This window comes from Nocardioides sp. zg-1230 (assembly GCF_013155335.1).
In the GTDB taxonomy this organism is placed as follows: domain Bacteria; phylum Actinomycetota; class Actinomycetes; order Propionibacteriales; family Nocardioidaceae; genus Nocardioides.
Genome location: NZ_JABJQZ010000002.1, coordinates 372,149 through 390,350 on the forward strand (window position 1 = coordinate 372,149; position 18,202 = coordinate 390,350).

Here is an 18,202-nt window from a genome sequence, read left to right on the forward strand (position 1 = left end):
GGAGGGACCCCGGTCGTGCCGGAGTCCCTCCCCGTGTGTCGGGCGACGCCTCAGTAGGTGACGTCCACCAGCATCGTGCGGCTGGCGCCGTCGACGCTCTTGACGGTGGCCTTCACGCCCTCCCCGGCGACCTGCACCGAGTTCTGCGGGTTGTCGGTGCCGTCGTAGTAGGCAGACACCAGCGTGTCGTCGAAGGTCGCCTGCTGCTTCACGCCGCCGGCGCACGTCTCCAGCGTGGTGTAGCCCTCGGCGTTGTCCGCTGCGACCTGCTTGTGCAGGCAGGTCGGGTCGATCATGTCGAGGCCGAAGGTGGCGTCGAACGGCTCACGCCGGTTGGTCGGGCTGCTGCCGTCTTCGTAGGTGAACGAGTTCGGAGTGGCATCGACCGGCAGGGCGTACCCGGAGCCCGGGTGCACCGAGGTGTTGTTGTCGGCGGTGGTCGGGTCGACCATCCACACGAGCATGCCGTCCTGGAAGTCGAAGAACTCCACCCAGTTGGGCCGGCTGATCGCCTCGGAGAAGTTGTACGGGCCCTCCGCCAGGGTGGCGTCGTAGCCGACGTACTGCCGGTTCTCGATGAGGTAGTAGCGGTTGTCCGACACCGTCTCGAGGCCGGTCGAGCGCTTCCAGCCCTTGGCCGTCCACCCGGCGTCGAGGGTCTCCACGTCGTCGGTGAAGGTGGTCCGGTCGGCCTTGACCGAGATGTTGTCGAGGAACGCGCCGGCCTCGTTCACACCGCCGTCGGTGGCGTAGCGGAACCGGAACTTCGTGGCCTGGCCGCCCGGCTTGTAGCTGAACCGGAGGCCGCCCCAGCGCGTCTTGGAGCCGGTGAGGCCGCGACCGATCGTGGTCCAGGTGGTGCCCTGGTCGGTCGAGTACTGGGCGTAGAGGAAGTCGTAGCCCTGCTCGATGTCGTACCACCCGTCGGCGGTGACCGTGACCGAGGTGGCGGCGGGCACGTCGCGGGTCAGGGTGTTGCGCAGCTCGTCTCCGCGACCGGACCACCAGGCGTAGTCCCCGCCGGGGATGTCGACCTGGGCCTGCGTCGTGGTGGCCTGGGGCAGGTTCACCTTGACGGCCTGGTAGGCGCCGTCGACCTGCTTCTCCGAGGGGCTGAGGCTGATGCTGCGGGTGCCCTCGCCCTTGTTCACCTCGGTGTACTTCAGCCAGCCGAGGAAGAGCTTCTCCTCCGGGCCGAAGCTGCCGGGCTGGGTGCCGATGCCCTCGTCGGCGCCGCCGTGGCCGAGCCACGAGCCGGACGACATGGTGGTCCAGAAGGACGAGCCGTTGTCGCCGCCGTTGGTGTCGTAGAAGTCGGGCAGGCCGAGGTCGTGGCCGTACTCGTGGGCGAAGACGCCCAGGCCGCCGTTCTCAGGCTCGACGGTGTAGTCACCGATGAAGTAGTCGCTCTCACCGATGCGCGCGCCACCGTTGAGGTTGGGCTTGCCGTCGACGGACGGGCCCTCGGACCCGGCGGTCGTCGGGTAGGCGTACCAGCGGTGCGACCAGATCGCGTCGGGGTCGGCGCCGGCCTCCTCGCCCTCGCCGGCGTGGACGGCCTGGAAGTGGTCGATGTAGCCGTCGGCCTCGTCGAAGTTCCCGTCCTCGTCGAAGTCGTAGCGGTCCCAGACATCGAACTGCTTCAGGTAGTCGTTGAGCTCCGCGGTCGACTTGCCCGACGAGGTCGCCCACGCGTCGGCCGTGTCGTTGATGAACGACCACGAGCCGCCGTCGTCCTCGACCGCGTTGTCCCCGTACGTCGACGCGTTGCCCGGGACCGTGACCCAGTCCTCGGTGGTCACGTCGACGGTGTAGGCGCCGTTGGACTGGGCGGAGTAGAAGTTCGCCATCGACTCGCCCGAGCCGTTGAAGAGCTCGTCGTAGTAGGCCTTGCCGTAGTCCGGCTCCCAGGTCGTGGAGTTGTCCTTCGTGCGGTCGGGCTGGGGGATCTCGTTGTGCAGCGGTCCGGGGGTCTCGCCGAGCTTGCGCGAGCCCTGGTTGCCGAACTCCGAGAGGATCGTCCAGATCTTGTCCTCGCCGGTTTCGCCGAGCTCGACGAACTCGCCCTCGGCGACCTCGACGACCTGGCTGCCGTCGGCCTGGGTGCGGGCCTTGGCCGTGCCGTTCTCGAGCATCGCGCGGGCCTTCGCCTTGAGGCGGGCCTGCTTGCGGATCTGCGGCGAGGTCCGGTTGTCGGGCTTGGCCCGGACCTGCTCCGAGGACGCCGGGGCGCCGTCGGAGGGGACCGCTGCCGCGGGGAGGGCGGCCGCGCCGAGGGCGAGGCACGCCGTACCGGCCACGAGGCCGGACAGTGACTTCTTCTTCACAGGGAGTTCTCCGTGTTCCGAGAGGTGGGGGGATGGTGATGGACGACCCGGACGAACACCAGAAGTGGTCACAACGGGTCACCAGCGGGCTACTCCACCCCAGCCACGACGGGTCTGGCAAGGAAAACTTTCGCAATCCACCCCAGAGGCCGGAGATGCTGCGGTGGCGGCACCCGTCGGCACTCGGTCGGCACCGCGTCCGCATCCCGGGACCGGTCGGGTGCCTGGTGGGTCCGCGGGGAACATGGAGGACGCGGGTGCTGTTGCACCCACACCCGAGTCAAGGAGAAGACGTGTCGTTCCCCGCACTTGTCGAGCCCGCCGCCGAGCTCACCACCGACGAGGTGCGCCGCTACAGCCGCCACCTGATCATCCCCGACGTGGGCATGGCCGGACAGAAGCGGCTGAAGAACGCCAAGGTGCTGGTCATCGGCGCCGGCGGTCTGGGCTCGCCCGCCCTGCTCTACCTGGCCGCGGCCGGAGTCGGCACGCTGGGGATCGCGGAGTTCGACGAGGTCGACGAGTCCAACCTGCAGCGCCAGATCATCCACGGCATGTCCGACATCGGGCGCTCCAAGGCGGAGTCGGCCAAGGAGTCGATCGCCGAGGTGAACCCCTACGTCGAGGTCGTCGTGCACCCCGAGCGCCTCGACAACGACAACGTGCTGCAGGTCTTCGAGGGCTACGACCTCATCGTCGACGGCACCGACAACTTCGCGACCCGCTACATGGTCAACGACGCCGCCTACTTCCTGAAGATCCCCTACGTCTGGGGCTCGATCTACCGCTTCGACGGGCAGGCGTCCGTCTTCGCCCCGACCCTCGCCGACGACGCGCCGTGCTACCGCTGCCTCTACCCCGAGCCCCCGCCGCCGGGCATGGTCCCGAGCTGCGCCGAGGGCGGCGTGCTGGGAGTGCTGTGCGCGAGCATCGGCTCCATCCAGGTCAACGAGGCGATCAAGCTCCTCACCGGCATCGGCGACCCGGCCATCGGCAAGCTCGTCATCTACGACGCCCTCGAGCTCGAGTGGCGCAAGCTCAAGGTCCGCAAGGACCCCAGCTGCGCACTGTGCGGCGAGAACCCCACGGTCACCGGCCTCATCGACTACGACGCCTTCTGCGGGGCCGTCTCCGACGAGGCCGCCGAGGCCGCCGCCGGGTCGACCATCTCGGTCACCCAGCTCGAGGCGATGCTCAAGGAGCGCGAGGAGGGCGCCCGCGACTTCGAGCTCATCGACGTCCGCGAGCCCAACGAGTTCGAGATCAACCGGATCCCCGGCGCCCGGCTCGTCCCCAAGGGCGAGTTCCTCAACGGCAACGCCCTGGGCGACCTGCCCAGCGACAAGCCGATCGTGCTGCACTGCAAGTCGGGCGTCCGCTCGGCCGAGGTGCTCGCCATCGTGAAGGGCGCCGGCTACGCGGACGCCGTGCACGTCGGCGGCGGTGTCGTCGCGTGGGTCAGCCAGGTCGACCCCAGCCAGCCGGCGTACTGACGCGTAACCCTCCGACGGCGGACGTCGTTGGAGGGACATGCGTACTCCCACGAAGGTCCTGACCCTGGCCGCGGCGGGCCTGGTGGCCGCAGCCGCCACGAGCGCCCCCGCGACTGCTGCCCCCGAGAAGCAGGCGCGCGTCGCGTGGGCGCCCGCCGCGTCGGCCGCCATCCACCCGGGCGTGCAGATGTACACCGAGGGCGCCCAGTGCACCGCCAACTTCGTCTACACCGACACCGCCGGCACGACGTACGTCGGCTACGCGGCGCACTGCGCCGGGACCGGTGAGGCCACCGACACCAACGGCTGCGACGCGGGCTCCCTGCCGCTCGGCACGAAGGTCGACTTCGTCGAGGGCGGCTCGCTGGTGTCCGAAGGCACCCGCGTCGGTGGTGGCACGCTCGTCTACTCCTCGTGGCTGGCGATGCAGCGCGCCGGCGAGACGGACGAGAACGCCTGCGCCTACAACGACCTCGCGCTGGTGCGGGTGGACGCCGCGGACGCCGACAAGGTCAACCCGTCGGTCCCGTTCTGGGGTGGCCCGGTCGCGCTCAACATGTCCGGCACCGCCGCCGGCGACACCGTCTACTCCTACGGGAACTCGAGCCTGCGTGCGGGCATCGAGCAGCTCTCGCCCAAGCAGGGCACGAGCCTCGGCACCGAGGGCGAAGGGTGGTCCCACCCGGTCTACACCGTGACCCCGGGCGTGCCCGGTGACTCCGGTTCGGCCTTCCTCGACGCCGACGGCAACGCGCTCGGCACGCTGTCCACGCTGGCCCTGGCGCCGCTCGCGGGCTCCAACGGAGTCGGCGACCTGGCCCATGAGCTGGCCTACGCCCAGGCCACGAGCGGCATCGCGGGCCTCCGTCTGGTGCCGGGCACGGAGCCCTTCAGCCCGATCCTCTGACCTGCCCGAGGCGCCTGTCCCCACCAGGCGTGCCCCCCTCGCATGGCGCGACCCCGTCACCTAGGGTCGCGCCATGCGTGCGTTCGGGAACTGGCCGCCCGGCCTGCGCGCCGTCGCCGCCGTGGCCGGTGCGTGCCTGCTGATGGTCCTGGTCGCGTGGGCGACGCTGATCGGCCCCGACGAGGTCTTCACCGGGCCCGGGCCGCGCCAGGCCACGACCACCACCGAGACGTGCGCTCCTCGTCCGCCCGTCGCGGACGACGCGGGCTCACCCAGCGGCGACGACCCGAACGACGTCGTCGAGCGGTTCTACTGCAAAGACCCCGTCGAGGCCTCGGACGACGGCCAGGAGGTCGTCGAGAGGCCGCCACCGGTGTGGATGTCGGTGATCATCTGGATCCTGCTCGGGGCCATGGTGGCCGGGGTCGCCGCACTCGTGCTGTGGCTCCTCGCCGCGGTGCTGCGGGAGGTCCGGGCCCGCCGGATCCGCCCGGAGGAGCGCGACGAAATCGCGTTCGCCGTGCTCGACGAGCCGGTCCGGGTCGCGGAGCAGGTGGCCGCCGACGCGGAGGAGCAGGACACCCTGCTGCGCGAGGGCGACCCCCGCAACGGCATCGTCGCCGCCTGGCACCGCTTCGAGGTGCAGGGCGAGCGGGCGGGCGTGGGCCGGCGGGTCTCGGAGACGTCGTCGGAGTACGCCCTGCGCATCCTCGACCTCGCCGACGCCGACGCCGGGCCCGTCAACCGGCTTGCCGAGCTCTATCGCGAGGCCCGGTTCTCCGACCACGCGGTCACCGAGGCGCACCGCTCCGAGGCCCTCGCCGCCCTCGCCGCCATCCGGCACAGCCTGGGGGCCCGGACGTGAGCCTCCGCGAGCGGTGGCGCGGCCGCCTGGCGGGCGGTGTGGCCCTGGCGGGCGCCGGGTACGTCGTCACGCTGCTGCTCGACATGGACCCCCGCCCCCTGCCGTACGCCGTGTGGTCGGTCGTGGTGCTGGCGCTGGCGTTCCTGGTCCTCGACATCGTCGACGTGCCGGCCGCGGAGTGGCAGCAGGGGACGACGTCGTCGGCGGACCGGGTCGACGAGGCCACCTCGGACCTCCGCGTGCTCTCCAGCCACCAGCAGGCCGACCAGCCCTCGGACGCCCTGGCACGCCGGCTCGTGGCACTCGCACGAGGCCGTGACCCCGACCTCGGCGACGCCGTCGAGCGCGAGCTCGCCGACGCAGGCCGGCTCTCCCCGGCCGACATCGACCACATCCTGACCCGAATCGAGGACGTCCGTGACCGCAGCTGATCCCCGCACTGATCCCGCCCAGGTGGCGGAGTTCGCCGAGCGCGTCCTCGACGAGGTGGGCCGCGCGGTGGTGGGCAAGCGCGAGGTGCTGGCGCTGGTCCTCGCCGGCATCCTGGCCAAGGGCCACGTGCTGCTGGAGGACTTCCCCGGCCTGGGCAAGACCCTCGCCGCGAGGTCCTTCGCCCGGGCGCTCGGCCTGGAGTTCGCCCGCGCGCAGTTCACCCCCGACCTCCTGCCGGCCGACCTCACCGGCTCCTACGTCTACGACCAGCGTCGCGCGGAGTTCGACTTCCGGGCCGGCCCGGTCTTCGCCGGCCTGCTGCTGGCCGACGAGATCAACCGCACCCCGCCGAAGACGCAGGCCGCGCTGCTCGAGGCGATGCAGGAGGGACAGGTGACCGTCGAGGGCCAGACGCACGCGCTGCCGAGTCCGTTCCACGTGCTGGCCACCGCCAACCCGGTGGAGTACGAGGGCACCTACCCGCTGCCGGAGGCCCAGCTCGACCGCTTCCTGCTCCGCGTCGCCTTCGGCTATCCGAGCGCGTCGGAGGAGTACGACGTGCTTCGCCGCCGCCTCGACCGGCAGCGCGAGGAGGTCGACGTCGCCCAGGTCACCGACGCCGGCGGCCTCGCCGCGGTGCAGGCCGCCGTCGAACGGGTCGTGGTGGACGAGTCGGTTGCTCGCTACTGCGTCGCGGTCGTGGCCGCGACCCGCGCCCACGCCGACGTGCTGACCGGCGCCTCGCCGCGCGGCAGCCTCGGCCTCGTGCTCACGGCCCGCGCGTGGGCGGCGATCCGCGGCCGCGACTTCGTGGTGCCGGAGGACGTCAAGGCGGTCGCGCGCGCCGTGCTGGCGCACCGGATCACGGTCAAGCCCGACCTCTGGATGACGCAGGCGTCCGGATTGCGCGTCGTGGACGCGGTCCTGTCGTCGGTGGAGGCGCCGCGTACGCTGGAGTCGCACCGGTGACCTCGTGGCGGCCGACCCCCGCGCTCGTCCGGGCCTGCCTGATCGCGCTCGGCGGGATCGCCGGCGGGATCGTGCTGGGCCAGGAGGTGCTGGTGGTGCTGGCCGCCCCCTTCGTCGTGCTGGCCGCGGTGGGGCTCGCGTCGCGACCGCGCCACGCCCCGCGGGTCGTCGCGCGCATCGACCACCACCGCCTCCACGAGGGGCAGGGCACGACCTCGCGGCTCGAGGTCGACGACCTCACCGGGGTCGAGCACGTCACCCGGGTCGGCGCTCGCGCCGCCCACGTCGCCACCTCCCCGACCTACGGGGCATCGGGCTCGCTCGTCGCGGACGGCCTGCCCGGGCTCGAGTTCAGCCCGCGCCGGTGGGGCCGGCGCGCGGTCGGCGCCGAACGGGTCGCCCTGACCAGCGGGTGGGGAGGGTGGCGCTGGGGTCCGGTCGACCTCCCCGAGAGCGGTCTCGTCGTGCTGCCGCAGCGGGCGCCGTACGACAGCCGCGCGGAGGTGCCGCAGCCCGACGGCCTGGTCGGGCGGCACCGGTCCCGGCGGCTGGGCAGCGGCACCGAGCTCGAGGGCATCCGCCCCTTCGCTGCCGGCGACCGCCTCAAGCGCATCACGTGGCCGGTCTCGCTGCGCACCGGCGAGCTGCACGTCATCACCACGCGTGCCGAGCAGGACGCGGGCGTGTGGCTGGTGGTCGACGGCCTGCGCGACCTCGGGGTCTCCGGCGGGATCGACGGCGCGGCGAGCACCCTCGACCTCACCGTCCGCGCGGCTGCCGCGCTGGCCGAGCACCACGTGCGCACCGGCGACCGGGTCGGACTCCTCGTCGTGGCCGCCGACGGCGCACGGGTGCCCCTCGGGTCCGGTCCGCGCCACCTCCACCGGCTGCACGGCACGCTCGCCCGGGTGCGCGCCGGGGCGCGCAGCGCCGCCCCCGAGCGGCTCGACCTAGGCGCGGGCGCGGGCAGCGCGGTCTACGTCCTGTCGCCGATGCTCTTCACGCCGCTCGTGACCGCGACGGCGAGCCTGCAGCGCAGGGGAGCCTCGGTGGTCGTCATCGACACCCTCGGTGACGCCCTGGACGCACCGGAGGGCTCCGACCGGCTCGCCCTGCCCACCCTGGCCGCGCGGATGCGGCGGATCGAGCGCGACGACCGGCTGCGCCACCTGTCCGCGCTCGGGACGCCCGTGGTGCCGTGGCGCGGGCCTCGCACGCTCGACACGGTCCTGCACCAGCTGGCGCGCCGCGAGCGGGTGCCGAAGGTGCGCACGTGATGCGCCTGCTGCGCCCCGGGGTCACCGTGCCCGTCGTCGCGCTGCGCGCGCTGCTGTTCGCGCTGCCCTGCGCCGCGCTGGCGCTCGCCCTGCCGCAGGTGCCGCACGGGTGGGTCGTCGTCGGTGTCGTGGTCTCCGCAGCGGCCTGGGCGTGGCTGCCCGACCACGCCGTGGGCGTCGTTCCGCTGGTGCTCGTCGGCGGCTGGTGGGCGGTGCACGACGTCGTCGACTGGCGGCTGCTGGTGGTCGGCGTGCTGCTCGTCGCCGCGCACCTCGCCGCAACCCTGGCGTCGTACGGCCCCTCGACGCTCGCCGTCGACCCGCGCCTGGCACGGCTGTGGCTCGCCCGCGGCGTGCTGGCACTCGTGCCGCTGCCGGTCACCTGGCTCGCTGTCCGCGGCCTCGACCCGGGACTGGCACCCTCCTGGCTGTGGCTCGCCGCCGCAGCGACCGTCGTCGCCCTGCTGCTGGCCACCGCCCGCCTGGTCCGACCCGAGGTGTCATGACGACCGAGGAGGAGCGCGAGCTCTACGCCGAGCTCGTGCTGCAGTGCGCCGAGTCCGTCCCGAGGGGTCGGGCGACGACGTACGGCGCGATCGCCGACGTGGTCGGCGAGCGGCTCGGGCGGGGTGGTCCGCGCCTGGTCGGGTCGGTGCTCGCCGCCCACGGGGGCGGGGTGCCGTGGTGGCGCGTGGTCCGTGCGGACGGGTCCCTGCCGCCCTCCCACGACGAGGAGGCCCGCCAGGCCTACCTCGAGGAGGGCACCCCGCTGCGGCCCAGCGGATCCGTGGATCTGACACGGGCGTTCTGGTCGCCGCGCCTCGGGGCAGAATGACCGCCATGCTCTACACGGTCGCGCACGGCGTCATCCCTCCGCTCGCCCGTGCCGTGTGGCGCCCGGAGGTCGAAGGCCTGCACCACGTGCCCGCCACCGGACCGGTCATCGTGGCCAGCAACCACCTCTCGTTCTTCGACAGCGTCGTCATCCCGGTCGTGGTGCCGCGCAAGGTCGTCTTCCTCGCCAAGTCCGACTACTTCACCGGCACCGGCGTGAAGGGCACGCTCACCCGCGCGTGGTTCGAGGGACTGGGCATGCTGCCGGTCGACCGCGACGACACCAAGGCCGCGATCGCCAGCCTCGACACCGCGCTCGAGGTGCTGCGGCGCGGGGAGGCGTTCGGGATCTACCCCGAGGGCACCCGTTCGCGCGACGGCCGGCTCTACCGCGGCCGCACCGGCGTGGCCCACCTTGCCCTGACCGCCGGCTGCCCGGTGGTGCCCGTCGGCCTGCAGGGCACCGAGGACATCCAGCCGGTCGGCTCCAGCCGCCCGCGGCTGGGCAAGGTCGACGTGACAGTCCGCTTCGGCGAGCCGATCACGGTCGCGGGTGAGTACGACGGCGTCCCCAGCGGTCGCGCGCGCCGCGACCTGACCGACCGGATCATGGGCGCGATCGCCGGGCTCACCGGCCAGGAAGCGGCCGGCGTCTACAACGAGCGACCCGCGCCCTCCGCCTGACGCGCCTGGCGCGCCTGGCGCGTCGCGGCGCTGGCCTGCGTCGTCGCCCGGGGCGTAGTCCAGTGAGATCGGGTTGCCACATCTGGGTAGTCCAGCGAGATCTGGCTGGCGAAAAGGCCTCCAGACGACCACTTCCCACTGGACTATCCCGCGCCCCGGCCCGGCCACGCCGGCCCGGCCGGCCTCGCCCCGCTCGGGCCGGCCCGCCCAGGCCAGGACCGGCCGGGCGACTACGACTGCGGGGCTCGGACCGCGAGGGCGGCGAGCGCCTTCGGGAAGATCTCCGCGGGCGGGGTGACGAGTCCGGCACCGACCTGGCCGACGCCCGCGACCGCGCCGGCCATGCCGGTGTTGATCTGCGGCAGGATGCCGGTGCGGCACACCTTGGTGACGTCGATGCCGGTGGGCGTGCCCTGGAACTCCAGCACGGGCACCGACCAGCGCGGGTTCTCCGCGAGGGTGATCTCGTGCATCCGCCGGGTGGTGGCCAGCGCGTCGGGCACCGTCCCGCCGACGAGGCGGACGATCGCCGGGGCGGTCGCCATCGCGAAGCCGCCGATGCCGGCGGTCTCGGTGATCGCGGAGTCGCCGATGTCGGGGTTGGCGTCGTCGGGGCCGTAGTCGCCGAGGAACAGGCCCTCCGCGACCTGTGCCGGGCCGGTGAACCACTCGTCGCCCGTGCCCGAGACCTGGATGCCGAAGTCGGTGCCGTTGCGGGCCATCGCCACGACCATCGTGGAGCCCGGGACGTCGCGCCCGGCGTCGAGCGCGAGCTTGCACGCGGGCATCGCGAGGTTGAGGAAGAAGTGGTCGTTGCCACCGACGAAGCGGAGCACGTCGGCGACGTCCTCGCCGTCGAACCCGGCACTCACCATCGCGGGGGAGAGGTCGCGCAGGAGCATCAGCGTGCCGGCGCGGTTGCGGTTGTGCGCCTCGTCGCCCATCTGGAGCATCTGGGTGAGGATGCCCGTGACGTCGGTGGCCTCCTCCGTGCCACGGACCGCGGCCTGCAGCAGCGGGCCGAGGACGTCGCCCATCCAGCGCAGCCGGGTGAGCACCTCGGGGGAGTAGGCGCCGTAGCGCAGCACCTTGCCCAGGCCCTCGTTGAGGGAGCAGTACGTCCGGCGACCGGTCGCGCGGTCCTCGAGGACCCACATCCACATCGACGGCGTGACGACGCCGGCCATCGGGCCGACGGCGCTGCGGTGGTGGCACGGCTCGAGGCTGACCGAGGATCCGGACTCGAAGAGCGCGACGGCGTCCTCGGGGTCGTCGACGAGTCCCTCGAGCGCGGCGCCGCCCATCAGCGCGCCCCGCAGCGGGCCCGAGGTTCGCGCCCACTCGATGGGCGGGCCGGCGTGCAGGAACTGACCCTTCTCGAGGCCGAGCACCTCGGAGGCGGGCGCGACGTCGACGAGGTGGGCCGTGACGCCCAGCATCGCCTCGACGGCCCTCCGGTTGGCGTCGGGCCGGCGGGGGTCGGTGGCGACGGTCGCGAGGTCGGCCTCGGTGCCCGGCATCGGCGGGCGCCAGTCGACCCGCTCGACGTCCACGGCCTGACCGGCCACGGCGTCGGCGAACATGTCGGCGCCGACGGTGACGACGGTGGGCTGGCTCATCGGGCCGCTCCTTCGATCAGCTGGATGGCGCGCCGGGTGGCCGACGCGTTGGAGAGGTGGACCTCGGCGCCGGCGGCGACGAGGGCGTCGCGCGTCGCGTCGAGGCCTTGGGGGTCGAGGTCGGTGCCGACGAGGCTGACGACGACCGGGACTCGCCGGTCCCGGCGGGCCTCGGCGATCGCCGGGGCGAGGAGGGCTGCGGGGTCCGGCTCGGCGCCGTGGCCGAGGACGAGGTCGAGGAGGATCACCCCGGTCGCGGGGTCCGCGGCGGCCCGGGCGAGCTGCTCGTTGCGCAGCGTCGGGTCGATCATCGGGTGGGCCCGGCCCTGCGTCAGTGCGTCGTCGCCGAAGTCGACCATCGTGTGGTCGTCGACGAGCAGGTCGTCGCCCAGGGCGAGGTCGTCGGAGAGCGGGATGTTGCTGCGGATCGGGCCGAGGACCTCGGTCGCCATCAGCATCGACTCGTCGCACAGGGTCCCGCCGACGAAGAGCCCGCGCAGCAGCGGACCGGTCGCGGGGCCGGTGTTGTCGGTGCCGTGTACCGGCCACTCGGGCGCCTCGTGGCCGAGCCGCTCCAGCACGGCCTCGGCGACCGCGGTGAGGTCTCGCTGGCCGCGCCCCAGCAGGCCGAGCTCGACGGGCGTGGCGAGCGCCTCCGTGTCGCGGGCGAGTGCCTCGGCCACCTCGGGGGCCGGCGGCTTGGACACCACGACGACCAGGTCGACGTCGGGGTCGGCGTCGAGCCGGCGCAGGGCCTCGCGGGTCGCGAGGCCGCCGACGGCCGCGGACAGGTCACGACCACCCACGCCGAGCGCGTGGCGCACGCCGACGCCTTCGGACGTCTCGCCCGCGTGGTGGAGCAGCGCGAGGAGCTGCTGGCAGCCGGTGCCGGAGGCGGCGACGATGCCGATCCGGCCGGGGCGCACGGCGTTGGCGAACCCCAGCCCGACGCCGTCGACGACCGCGGTTCCGCAGTCGGGTCCCATGACCAGCGCGCCGCGAGAGGCGGCGTACTGCTTGAGGGCGACCTCCTCGGCCACCGGCACGTTGTCGCTGAAGACCATGACGTCGCGTCCGGCCTCGAGCGCGTCCATCGCCTCGACGGTGGCGCTGGCGCCGGGCACCGAGACGAGGGCGAGGGCGTCGCCGCCCGTACGACGCAGCGCGCTCGCCGTGGTGCGGGGCGGGGCCACCGTGGTGTCGCCGGCCGTCGGCCGGGTGGGTGCCAGGGCCGCGTCGACGGCGGCGAGCGCGGCGGCCACGTCGGCGTCGTCGTCGAGGCGGAGCGCGACGACCATGTCGTTGGGGGAGGAGGCGGGGATCGCGAAGCCCATGCCCTCGAGCACCTCGAGGTTGAGGCCGGTCGCCATCGCGACCTGTGCCGCCACGACGCCGGGGGTGACCTGGACGGCCCGGCTCACCTGCAGCAGCGTGACCGAGTCGGCGTACGCGCCGCTGCGGAGCTCGACGTGGTCCTTCATGCGACAACCCTCCGGGGTGTGGTGTGGTCCTCGATCGAGGCCAGGGCGAGCCCGGCGCCGGCGAGGAGGCCGGCGCCCGAGGTGGCGCCGACGGCGAGCAGCGCGTCCGTGGTGGCGTCCGTGGGTTCGGCGAGCCAGTCGGCGAGCTGGGGCAGCGCCTCGCCCCGGATCGCGCAGTCGAGCAGCGTGGCCGACAGCAGGGTGGTGACGCCGAGGCGTCGTCGTACGGCCGCGGACAGCACGTCGTCCGGCTGGCCGAGCGCGGCGCGGGTCGTGAGCCACCCGGACAGCACGTCGTCGCCGAGCGGCGTGAGGCCGGGGCCCCGCCCGAGGAGCCGGTCGAGGTGCGCCGGGGTCAGTCGGCCGTCGGCCGGGAGGTCGAGCCCGGACGTCATGGGAATCGTCGGTTCGAACCTCGAGATCTCATGACGTCCCACCCGGGTCACGCGCGGGTCGACGAGCCGGGTGACCCGCACCGGCCGGTCGCCGACCACCAGCTCCCCGCGGTGCACCTGCACCACCGGGTCGAGGACACCGAGGTCGGGCAGGGTCGACCAGAGCGCGCACGGCACGCGGGTCGCCGTCGCCGAGACCAGCCCGAGGCACCAGCCGTCGAGGTCGACGTACACGGCGGTGCTGCTCGCGTGGACGACCTCGCGGGGGCCGTCGGACGCCTCGCGGAGCCGGTCGTGCACCCGCTGCGGTGCCGCGACGGAGATCGGTCCGGACATCACTCCCCAGACGCTAACGGCTCGTGCGACACTCGCGAATGTGAGAACTTGTCGGACCAAGGGGTGAATGTGGGCCAAGACTTGATAAGCGACCCGGAGGCCGTCGCCGCGCTCGAGCGCGCCGACGCGCTCCACACCGCCCTGACCCACATCGTGCTCGAGGGTGGCGACCTCGCGGCCATCGCGGAGGCCGTCGGCGATGCCCTCGGCTGCGGCGTCGTCTTCACCTCCACCGACGGCCGCGAGCGCGCGGCCCACCTCGACGAGGCGCAGCGCGAGACGCTGGCCGGTGCCGACCTGCTCGACCCGACGGGGCGCCTGCGCGTCGAGCGGATCGACGCCGACGGCACGGCGGTCGGTGCGGGGGAGGCGCTCGTCCGACGCGTGGTCGCGGCGGGTGTCGACCTCGCCCGGCTGGTGGCGCTGCGGCCGGACGGCAGGATCCACTCCTCCGACGTGCACGCCCTGGAGCGCGCCGCGATCGTGGCCGCGCTGCTGGTGACGCGCGTGGAGGCGATCACCGCGGTGGAGAACAAGTACCGCGGCGACTTCCTGCGTGACGTGTTCCTGGGCCGGGCCGGTGACGAGGAGTACGTCGCCGAGCACGCGCAGGCGTTCGGCTGGCACCTCGACCGCCCGGTGATGGTCGTGGTGGCGGTGCTCGACCCCGACGCGATCGCCGCCCTGGCCCCCGAGCCGGAGGACCGCCGAGCGTGGCAGGACCGGTTCGCCCATGCCTGGAGACAGGTCTCGGCGACGGTGGACCCGAGCATCGCGTCGGTCGCCTTCAGCCGCGAGGTGGTGACCCTGGTGCCGGTCGACCTGTCCGGCGACCCTGCCGACGCCCACGTCGCCGTCGACCGGATCATCGCCGCCGTGCGCGGCGACCGCGGCGGTGGACGGATCGCCTTCTCCGCGGGCGTCAGCCGGGTCTCCCACGGCCTGGGCGAGCTGCCCGAGGCGTTCCGCCAGGCGCAGCGGGCCGTCGAGATCGGCCGACGCGTGCACGGGGGGAGCTCGGTGACGCGCTTCGACCAGCTCGGGCTGCACCGGCTGCTCGCCCTCGTGCCGGACGGCGCCGAGCTGACGGCGTTCGCCGCCGACGTGCTCGGCCCGCTCGCCGAGCGCACCCCCGAGGCCGCCGACCTCCGCGAGACCCTCCAGGTGCTCCTCGACACCAACTTCAACGTCGCCGAGGCCGCGCGCGCCCAGTTCTTCCACTACAACACGATGCGCTACCGCGTCGGCAAGCTGCAGCGCATCCTCGGACCGGTCGCCACCGACCCCCACCTGCGCCTCGACGTCGCCGTCGCCCTCCGGGCGCTGGAGATCGTGGGCTGATCAGCCGGACGAACCGAGCAGGGCGCGCGTGAGAGCGGAGGAGTCGGACTGCAGCTCGGCGGTCGCGGCGTCGAGGTCGTCGTCGCCCGGCTCGCGTCCGTCCAGGGCCGCGAGCAGGACCGCGCGACGCACCAGCTCCTTGGCGTACGACGCCGTGGTGCCCGCGGACTCGCGCGCTGCCCGCGCCACCGCATCCGACGTGAAGTCCACCTGGGCGCTGTAGAGCTCGATGAGCGCCCGACGCGCCGGCTCCTCGGGGAGCGGGATCTCGACGGCCATGTCCACCCGACCCGGCCGCTGGGCCAGCGCCTTCTCCAGCGCCTCGGCGCGGTTGGTGGTGAGGAGGAAGACGACGTCCGCGTCCGGGTCGAGGCCGTCCATCGCGTCGAGCAGCGTGAAGAGCAGCGGGGACGGCCCGCCCCCGTAGTGGTGGTCGCGGTCCTCGGCGATCAGGTCGCAGTCCTCGATCACCACGATCGCCGGCTGGTGCGCCCTGGCGATCTGGGCGGCGGCGCCCACGTGCACCATCTCCGCACCGCTGAGGAGCACCACCGTGGTGTCCGGCGCGGCACCCACGAGGTGGCGGACGGTGTGGGTCTTGCCGGTGCCGGGCGGTCCGTAGAGCAGGACGCCGCGCTTGAGGTGCTGGCCCCTCTCGCGCAGGCGGTCGCGGTGCTCCGCGAGCCCGACGACGTGGGCGCGCACGTGCTCGAGCGTGCCGTCCTGCAGCACCACGTGGCTCGCCGGCAGGTCGGGCCGGTGGTGGAACGTGAGCCCGGACATCGAGCGTTCGTAGGGGTTGCCGCTGAAGCTGATCACCTGCCGCCACAGGACGCTGCTCCGCATCGCCTCGTCACGGACCTCGGCCAGCAGGGCCGCGGCCGTGTCGTCGTCGGCTGCCAGCACCTCGAGGCGCGACTGCGAGCCGTACTGCGGGTTGCCGACCCGCTGCAGCACGACGACCGGCGCCCCGTCGTGACGGAAGAGGTGGAGGCCGAAGGCGACGGTCGCCCGCTCGCTGTCGGGGCCCGTGGGCACGTTGAGGCGGTCGACCTGGCCGCTGCGGAAGCGACCCCACGGGCCCTGGGACATGAGGTCCCCGAACGAGCTGTGGTGGCGCTGGTCGCCGCCTCCGATGCCGAGCAACCTCGCCTCCGGGTCGCGTCCGGCGATCGTGGCGAGGGCGATGTCGGTGTCGGCCCACCGGTGGACCGCGATCGGCTCCACCACGACGGGCAGCTCGTCGGCCCCGGCACCCAGGTGGGCGTCCAGGACCGGCATCAGGTCCACTCCCCGACGGTCGACCGGCTCCTCGTCGCGGAGGAGCTGGTGGACCAGCCGCCTCAACCCCGCCCGCAGCTCGTCGTCGTCCTGCACCTGATCGATCTCCCCCGTGGTCATGACCTGTGAACCTAGTGGTTCCGCAACCGGCCGGGGAGCCGTCGCGACCGGTTGGGACGCTGGTCACCGCCCGTTGGTCTCAGCCGACCACGGTGTCGGGTGAGACCCGGCCGATCAGGCAGGGCCCTGACACCCTCGGGAGATCCGGATGCGGCGTACCGCACGAGTCCTGTCCATTCCAGCCCTCACCACCGCCCTGCTCGGCGCCGTGGTGGCCCTGTCGACGCCCAGCGCGTCGGCCGCACCGGCCCCGGCGATCGACGTCGTCGCCCACCGCGGGTCGTCGGGGGCAGCGCCGGAGAACACGCTCGCCGCGGTGCGGCTGGCGATCGCCCAGAAGTCCGACGTGGTGGAGAACGACATCCAGCGCACCGCGGACGGTGAGCTGGTGATCATGCACGACGTCACGCTCGCACGCACGACCGACGTCGAGCAGGTCTTCCCCGATCGTGCGCCGTGGAACGTCCGCGACTTCACGCTCGCCGAGATCAAGCAGCTCGACGCCGGGTCGTGGTTCGCGCCCGAGTTCACGGGGGAGCGGGTGCCCACGCTGGCCGAGTGGGTCGACGCGGTCGGGGACCGGGCCGGCATGCTCCTCGAGCCCAAGGCACCCGAGCTCTACCCCGGCATCGAGGTCGACCTCGACAAGGAGCTGCGCTCGCTCCCGGTCTTCAACCGGGCGCTGCAGCGTGATCGGGTCGTCGTCCAGTCCTTCAACCACCTCTGGCTGCGGGCCTACAAGGACCGGGCACCCGACGTGACCGTCGGGCTGCTCTACGGGACCAGGCCGACCGTGGCGGACATCGCCGCGGCGGCGACCTGGGCGGAGCAGGTCAACCCGGCGCTCGGGGCGATCGACGAGGCCACCGTCGACCAGATCCACGCCCAGGGCATGGAGGCGCACGTGTGGACCGTCAACGCCGGTCAGGACATGCGGCGCGCGATCCGCTGGGACGTCGACGGCATCATCACCAACTACCCGCAGGTGCTGCTCGACATCCTCCGCCGGGGCTGAGGCCGGCGGGCGCGCAACACCCGTCAGATCACCTTCTCGTAGAACACCCGCGTGACACCGTCGTCGGTCGAGCGGTGGGTCTCGGCGTAGCCGATGCGCTCGTAGAGCGCCTGGTTCTCCACCATGGTGACGTGGGTGAAGAGCCGGATCCGCGTGCAGCCGCGGGCGGTCGCGCGGCTCTCGGCGAGCTCGAGGAGCGCGCGGCCGATCCCGCGGCCGTGGTGGGCGGGGAGGACGGCGACGTTCTCGAGCACGAGCACGTCCGGTGGGTCCGCGGACAGCACCAGCAGGCCGACCGGTGCCCCGTCGACGCAGGCGACCCAGGTCTCGGAGACCTCGACGGCCTCCACGTAGTCGGCGTCCAGCGGACCGGGGCGCTGGCCACCCATGCGGGGCAGGTAGGGCGAGTACGCCGCCGACGCGATCCGCTGCAGCGCGGGCGCGTCGGCGGCGTCAGCCCGACGGAGCTCGGTCACTCCGCGAGTGTGGCAGCGCCTCAGCCCTTGGTGCCGTTCCTGCTCCCGTTGCACGCGGTGCCGGGGTGCTCGCCGATGGTGGCCAGGAAGTCGCGGACCTCCTTGGGGATGCTGCCCCAGTTCTGCACGACACCGGGCTGCACCGGCGCCTCGAAGTCCATGTCGTCCAGGCCCGAGAACGCGCAGATCGAGTTCGCGTTGTAGCCGTTGACCGGGGTCGGGTTGCCGGTGCCGGTGATCTCGCCCGCGGACGCGGCCGTGCCGGTCGCTCCCACGGTCGCGAGGGCCACCACGATCGTTGCCAGGATCCTCTTCATCGCTGATCTCCTTGGGGTCGTGCGTCCGGACGC

General features: G+C 73.2%; 18 protein-coding genes. 11 read left to right on the plus strand and 7 right to left on the minus strand.

Going from position 1 to position 18,202, the window contains the following annotated elements; genetic code table 11:
* Positions 1-50: 50 nt before the first annotated feature.
* Complete coding sequence (locus HOO61_RS09770) at positions 51-2,327, minus strand: immune inhibitor A domain-containing protein (protein ID WP_172258518.1); 2,277 nt, start codon at positions 2,325-2,327, stop codon at positions 51-53.
* A gap of 293 nt (positions 2,328-2,620) precedes the next feature.
* Between HOO61_RS09770 and moeZ the strand changes: the two genes are divergently transcribed.
* The 9 genes from moeZ to HOO61_RS09815 all read left to right on the plus strand — a co-directional run bounded on the left by moeZ (position 2,621) and on the right by HOO61_RS09815 (position 9,788).
* A complete protein-coding gene (gene moeZ, locus HOO61_RS09775; RefSeq protein WP_367650108.1) occupies positions 2,621-3,820 on the plus strand; it encodes an adenylyltransferase/sulfurtransferase MoeZ in 1,200 nt (399 codons plus the stop codon).
* A 37-nt stretch (positions 3,821-3,857) separates the two neighbouring features.
* Entirely contained in the window at positions 3,858-4,727 is an 870-nt protein-coding gene (locus HOO61_RS09780; protein WP_172258520.1) for a hypothetical protein, read from the plus strand.
* Positions 4,728-4,800: 73 nt separating this feature from the next.
* The gene (locus HOO61_RS09785) at positions 4,801-5,592 is read left to right on the plus strand and encodes a DUF4129 domain-containing protein (protein WP_172258521.1); all 792 of its coding nucleotides are present in this window, start codon (positions 4,801-4,803) and stop codon (positions 5,590-5,592) included.
* Positions 5,589-6,023 (plus strand): hypothetical protein, encoded by a 435-nt coding sequence (locus HOO61_RS09790; protein WP_172258522.1) that lies wholly within the window; start codon positions 5,589-5,591, stop codon positions 6,021-6,023. Before HOO61_RS09785 ends, HOO61_RS09790 begins: the two co-directional genes overlap by 4 nt.
* Positions 6,010-6,993: a MoxR family ATPase gene (locus HOO61_RS09795; protein WP_172258523.1), complete on the plus strand. Its 984-nt coding sequence runs from the start codon at positions 6,010-6,012 to the stop codon at positions 6,991-6,993. The genes HOO61_RS09790 and HOO61_RS09795 overlap by 14 nt, the downstream gene beginning before the upstream one ends.
* On the plus strand, positions 6,990-8,270 hold the full coding sequence (locus tag HOO61_RS24840) for a DUF58 domain-containing protein (protein WP_172258524.1): 1,281 nt from the start codon (positions 6,990-6,992) through the stop codon (positions 8,268-8,270). The genes HOO61_RS09795 and HOO61_RS24840 overlap by 4 nt, the downstream gene beginning before the upstream one ends.
* Positions 8,270-8,776 (plus strand): hypothetical protein, encoded by a 507-nt coding sequence (locus tag HOO61_RS09805; protein WP_172258525.1) that lies wholly within the window; start codon positions 8,270-8,272, stop codon positions 8,774-8,776. The genes HOO61_RS24840 and HOO61_RS09805 overlap by 1 nt, the downstream gene beginning before the upstream one ends.
* Positions 8,773-9,105 (plus strand): MGMT family protein, encoded by a 333-nt coding sequence (locus HOO61_RS09810; RefSeq protein WP_172258526.1) that lies wholly within the window; start codon positions 8,773-8,775, stop codon positions 9,103-9,105. Before HOO61_RS09805 ends, HOO61_RS09810 begins: the two co-directional genes overlap by 4 nt.
* A 5-nt stretch (positions 9,106-9,110) precedes the next feature.
* On the plus strand, positions 9,111-9,788 hold the full coding sequence (locus tag HOO61_RS09815) for a 1-acyl-sn-glycerol-3-phosphate acyltransferase (RefSeq protein ID WP_172258527.1): 678 nt from the start codon (positions 9,111-9,113) through the stop codon (positions 9,786-9,788).
* A 230-nt stretch (positions 9,789-10,018) separates the two neighbouring features.
* Here the strand turns inward: HOO61_RS09815 and HOO61_RS09820 are convergent, their stop codons facing one another.
* From HOO61_RS09820 to HOO61_RS09830, 3 genes are read right to left on the minus strand one after another with little or no spacing between them, the layout of a single operon-like run.
* Positions 10,019-11,407, minus strand: a complete 1,389-nt coding sequence (locus HOO61_RS09820; RefSeq protein ID WP_172258528.1) for a DUF1116 domain-containing protein — start codon at positions 11,405-11,407, stop codon at positions 10,019-10,021.
* Positions 11,404-12,888, minus strand: a complete 1,485-nt coding sequence (locus HOO61_RS09825) for an FdrA family protein (protein WP_172258529.1) — start codon at positions 12,886-12,888, stop codon at positions 11,404-11,406. Before HOO61_RS09825 ends, HOO61_RS09820 begins: the two co-directional genes overlap by 4 nt.
* Positions 12,885-13,619 (minus strand): DUF2877 domain-containing protein, encoded by a 735-nt coding sequence (locus HOO61_RS09830; protein WP_172258530.1) that lies wholly within the window; start codon positions 13,617-13,619, stop codon positions 12,885-12,887. Before HOO61_RS09830 ends, HOO61_RS09825 begins: the two co-directional genes overlap by 4 nt.
* Positions 13,620-13,700: 81 nt before the next feature.
* Here HOO61_RS09830 and HOO61_RS09835 point away from each other — a divergent pair, with 81 nt between their 5' ends.
* Positions 13,701-14,960 carry a CdaR family transcriptional regulator gene (locus HOO61_RS09835; protein ID WP_172258531.1) on the plus strand — a complete coding sequence of 420 codons (1,260 nt, stop codon included), beginning with the start codon at positions 13,701-13,703 and terminating at the stop codon, positions 14,958-14,960.
* Here HOO61_RS09835 and HOO61_RS09840 read toward each other — a convergent pair whose 3' ends face one another.
* Complete coding sequence (locus tag HOO61_RS09840) at positions 14,961-16,361, minus strand: ATP-binding protein (RefSeq protein WP_172258532.1); 1,401 nt, start codon at positions 16,359-16,361, stop codon at positions 14,961-14,963.
* Positions 16,362-16,509: 148 nt separating this feature from the next.
* Here HOO61_RS09840 and HOO61_RS09845 point away from each other — a divergent pair, with 148 nt between their 5' ends.
* Positions 16,510-17,376, plus strand: coding sequence for a glycerophosphodiester phosphodiesterase family protein (locus tag HOO61_RS09845; RefSeq protein ID WP_172258533.1), 867 nt, complete (start codon positions 16,510-16,512; stop codon positions 17,374-17,376).
* A gap of 23 nt (positions 17,377-17,399) precedes the next feature.
* Here HOO61_RS09845 and HOO61_RS09850 read toward each other — a convergent pair whose 3' ends face one another.
* The gene (locus tag HOO61_RS09850; protein WP_172258534.1) at positions 17,400-17,852 is read right to left on the minus strand and encodes a GNAT family N-acetyltransferase; all 453 of its coding nucleotides are present in this window, start codon (positions 17,850-17,852) and stop codon (positions 17,400-17,402) included.
* A gap of 20 nt (positions 17,853-17,872) precedes the next feature.
* On the minus strand, positions 17,873-18,169 hold the full coding sequence (locus HOO61_RS09855) for a hypothetical protein (RefSeq protein WP_172258535.1): 297 nt from the start codon (positions 18,167-18,169) through the stop codon (positions 17,873-17,875).
* Positions 18,170-18,202: the final 33 nt, after the last annotated feature.

Bases quoted from the DNA above. Each gene is read 5' to 3' on its own strand.
- HOO61_RS09815 (WP_172258527.1), top strand. From the start codon at position 9,111: ATGCTCTACACGGTCGCGCACGGCGTCATCCCTCCGCTCGCCCGTGCC.
- HOO61_RS09785 (WP_172258521.1), top strand. From the start codon at position 4,801: ATGCGTGCGTTCGGGAACTGGCCGCCCGGCCTGCGCGCCGTCGCCGCC.
- HOO61_RS09805 (WP_172258525.1), top strand. From the start codon at position 8,270: ATGCGCCTGCTGCGCCCCGGGGTCACCGTGCCCGTCGTCGCGCTGCGC.
- HOO61_RS09830 (WP_172258530.1), bottom strand. From the start codon at position 13,619: ATGTCCGGACCGATCTCCGTCGCGGCACCGCAGCGGGTGCACGACCGG.
- HOO61_RS09780 (WP_172258520.1), top strand. From the start codon at position 3,858: ATGCGTACTCCCACGAAGGTCCTGACCCTGGCCGCGGCGGGCCTGGTG.
- HOO61_RS09845 (WP_172258533.1), top strand. From the start codon at position 16,510: ATGCGGCGTACCGCACGAGTCCTGTCCATTCCAGCCCTCACCACCGCC.
- HOO61_RS09810 (WP_172258526.1), top strand. From the start codon at position 8,773: ATGACGACCGAGGAGGAGCGCGAGCTCTACGCCGAGCTCGTGCTGCAG.
- HOO61_RS09855 (WP_172258535.1), bottom strand. From the start codon at position 18,169: ATGAAGAGGATCCTGGCAACGATCGTGGTGGCCCTCGCGACCGTGGGA.
- HOO61_RS09825 (WP_172258529.1), bottom strand. From the start codon at position 12,888: ATGAAGGACCACGTCGAGCTCCGCAGCGGCGCGTACGCCGACTCGGTC.
- HOO61_RS09840 (WP_172258532.1), bottom strand. From the start codon at position 16,361: ATGACCACGGGGGAGATCGATCAGGTGCAGGACGACGACGAGCTGCGG.
- HOO61_RS09820 (WP_172258528.1), bottom strand. From the start codon at position 11,407: ATGAGCCAGCCCACCGTCGTCACCGTCGGCGCCGACATGTTCGCCGAC.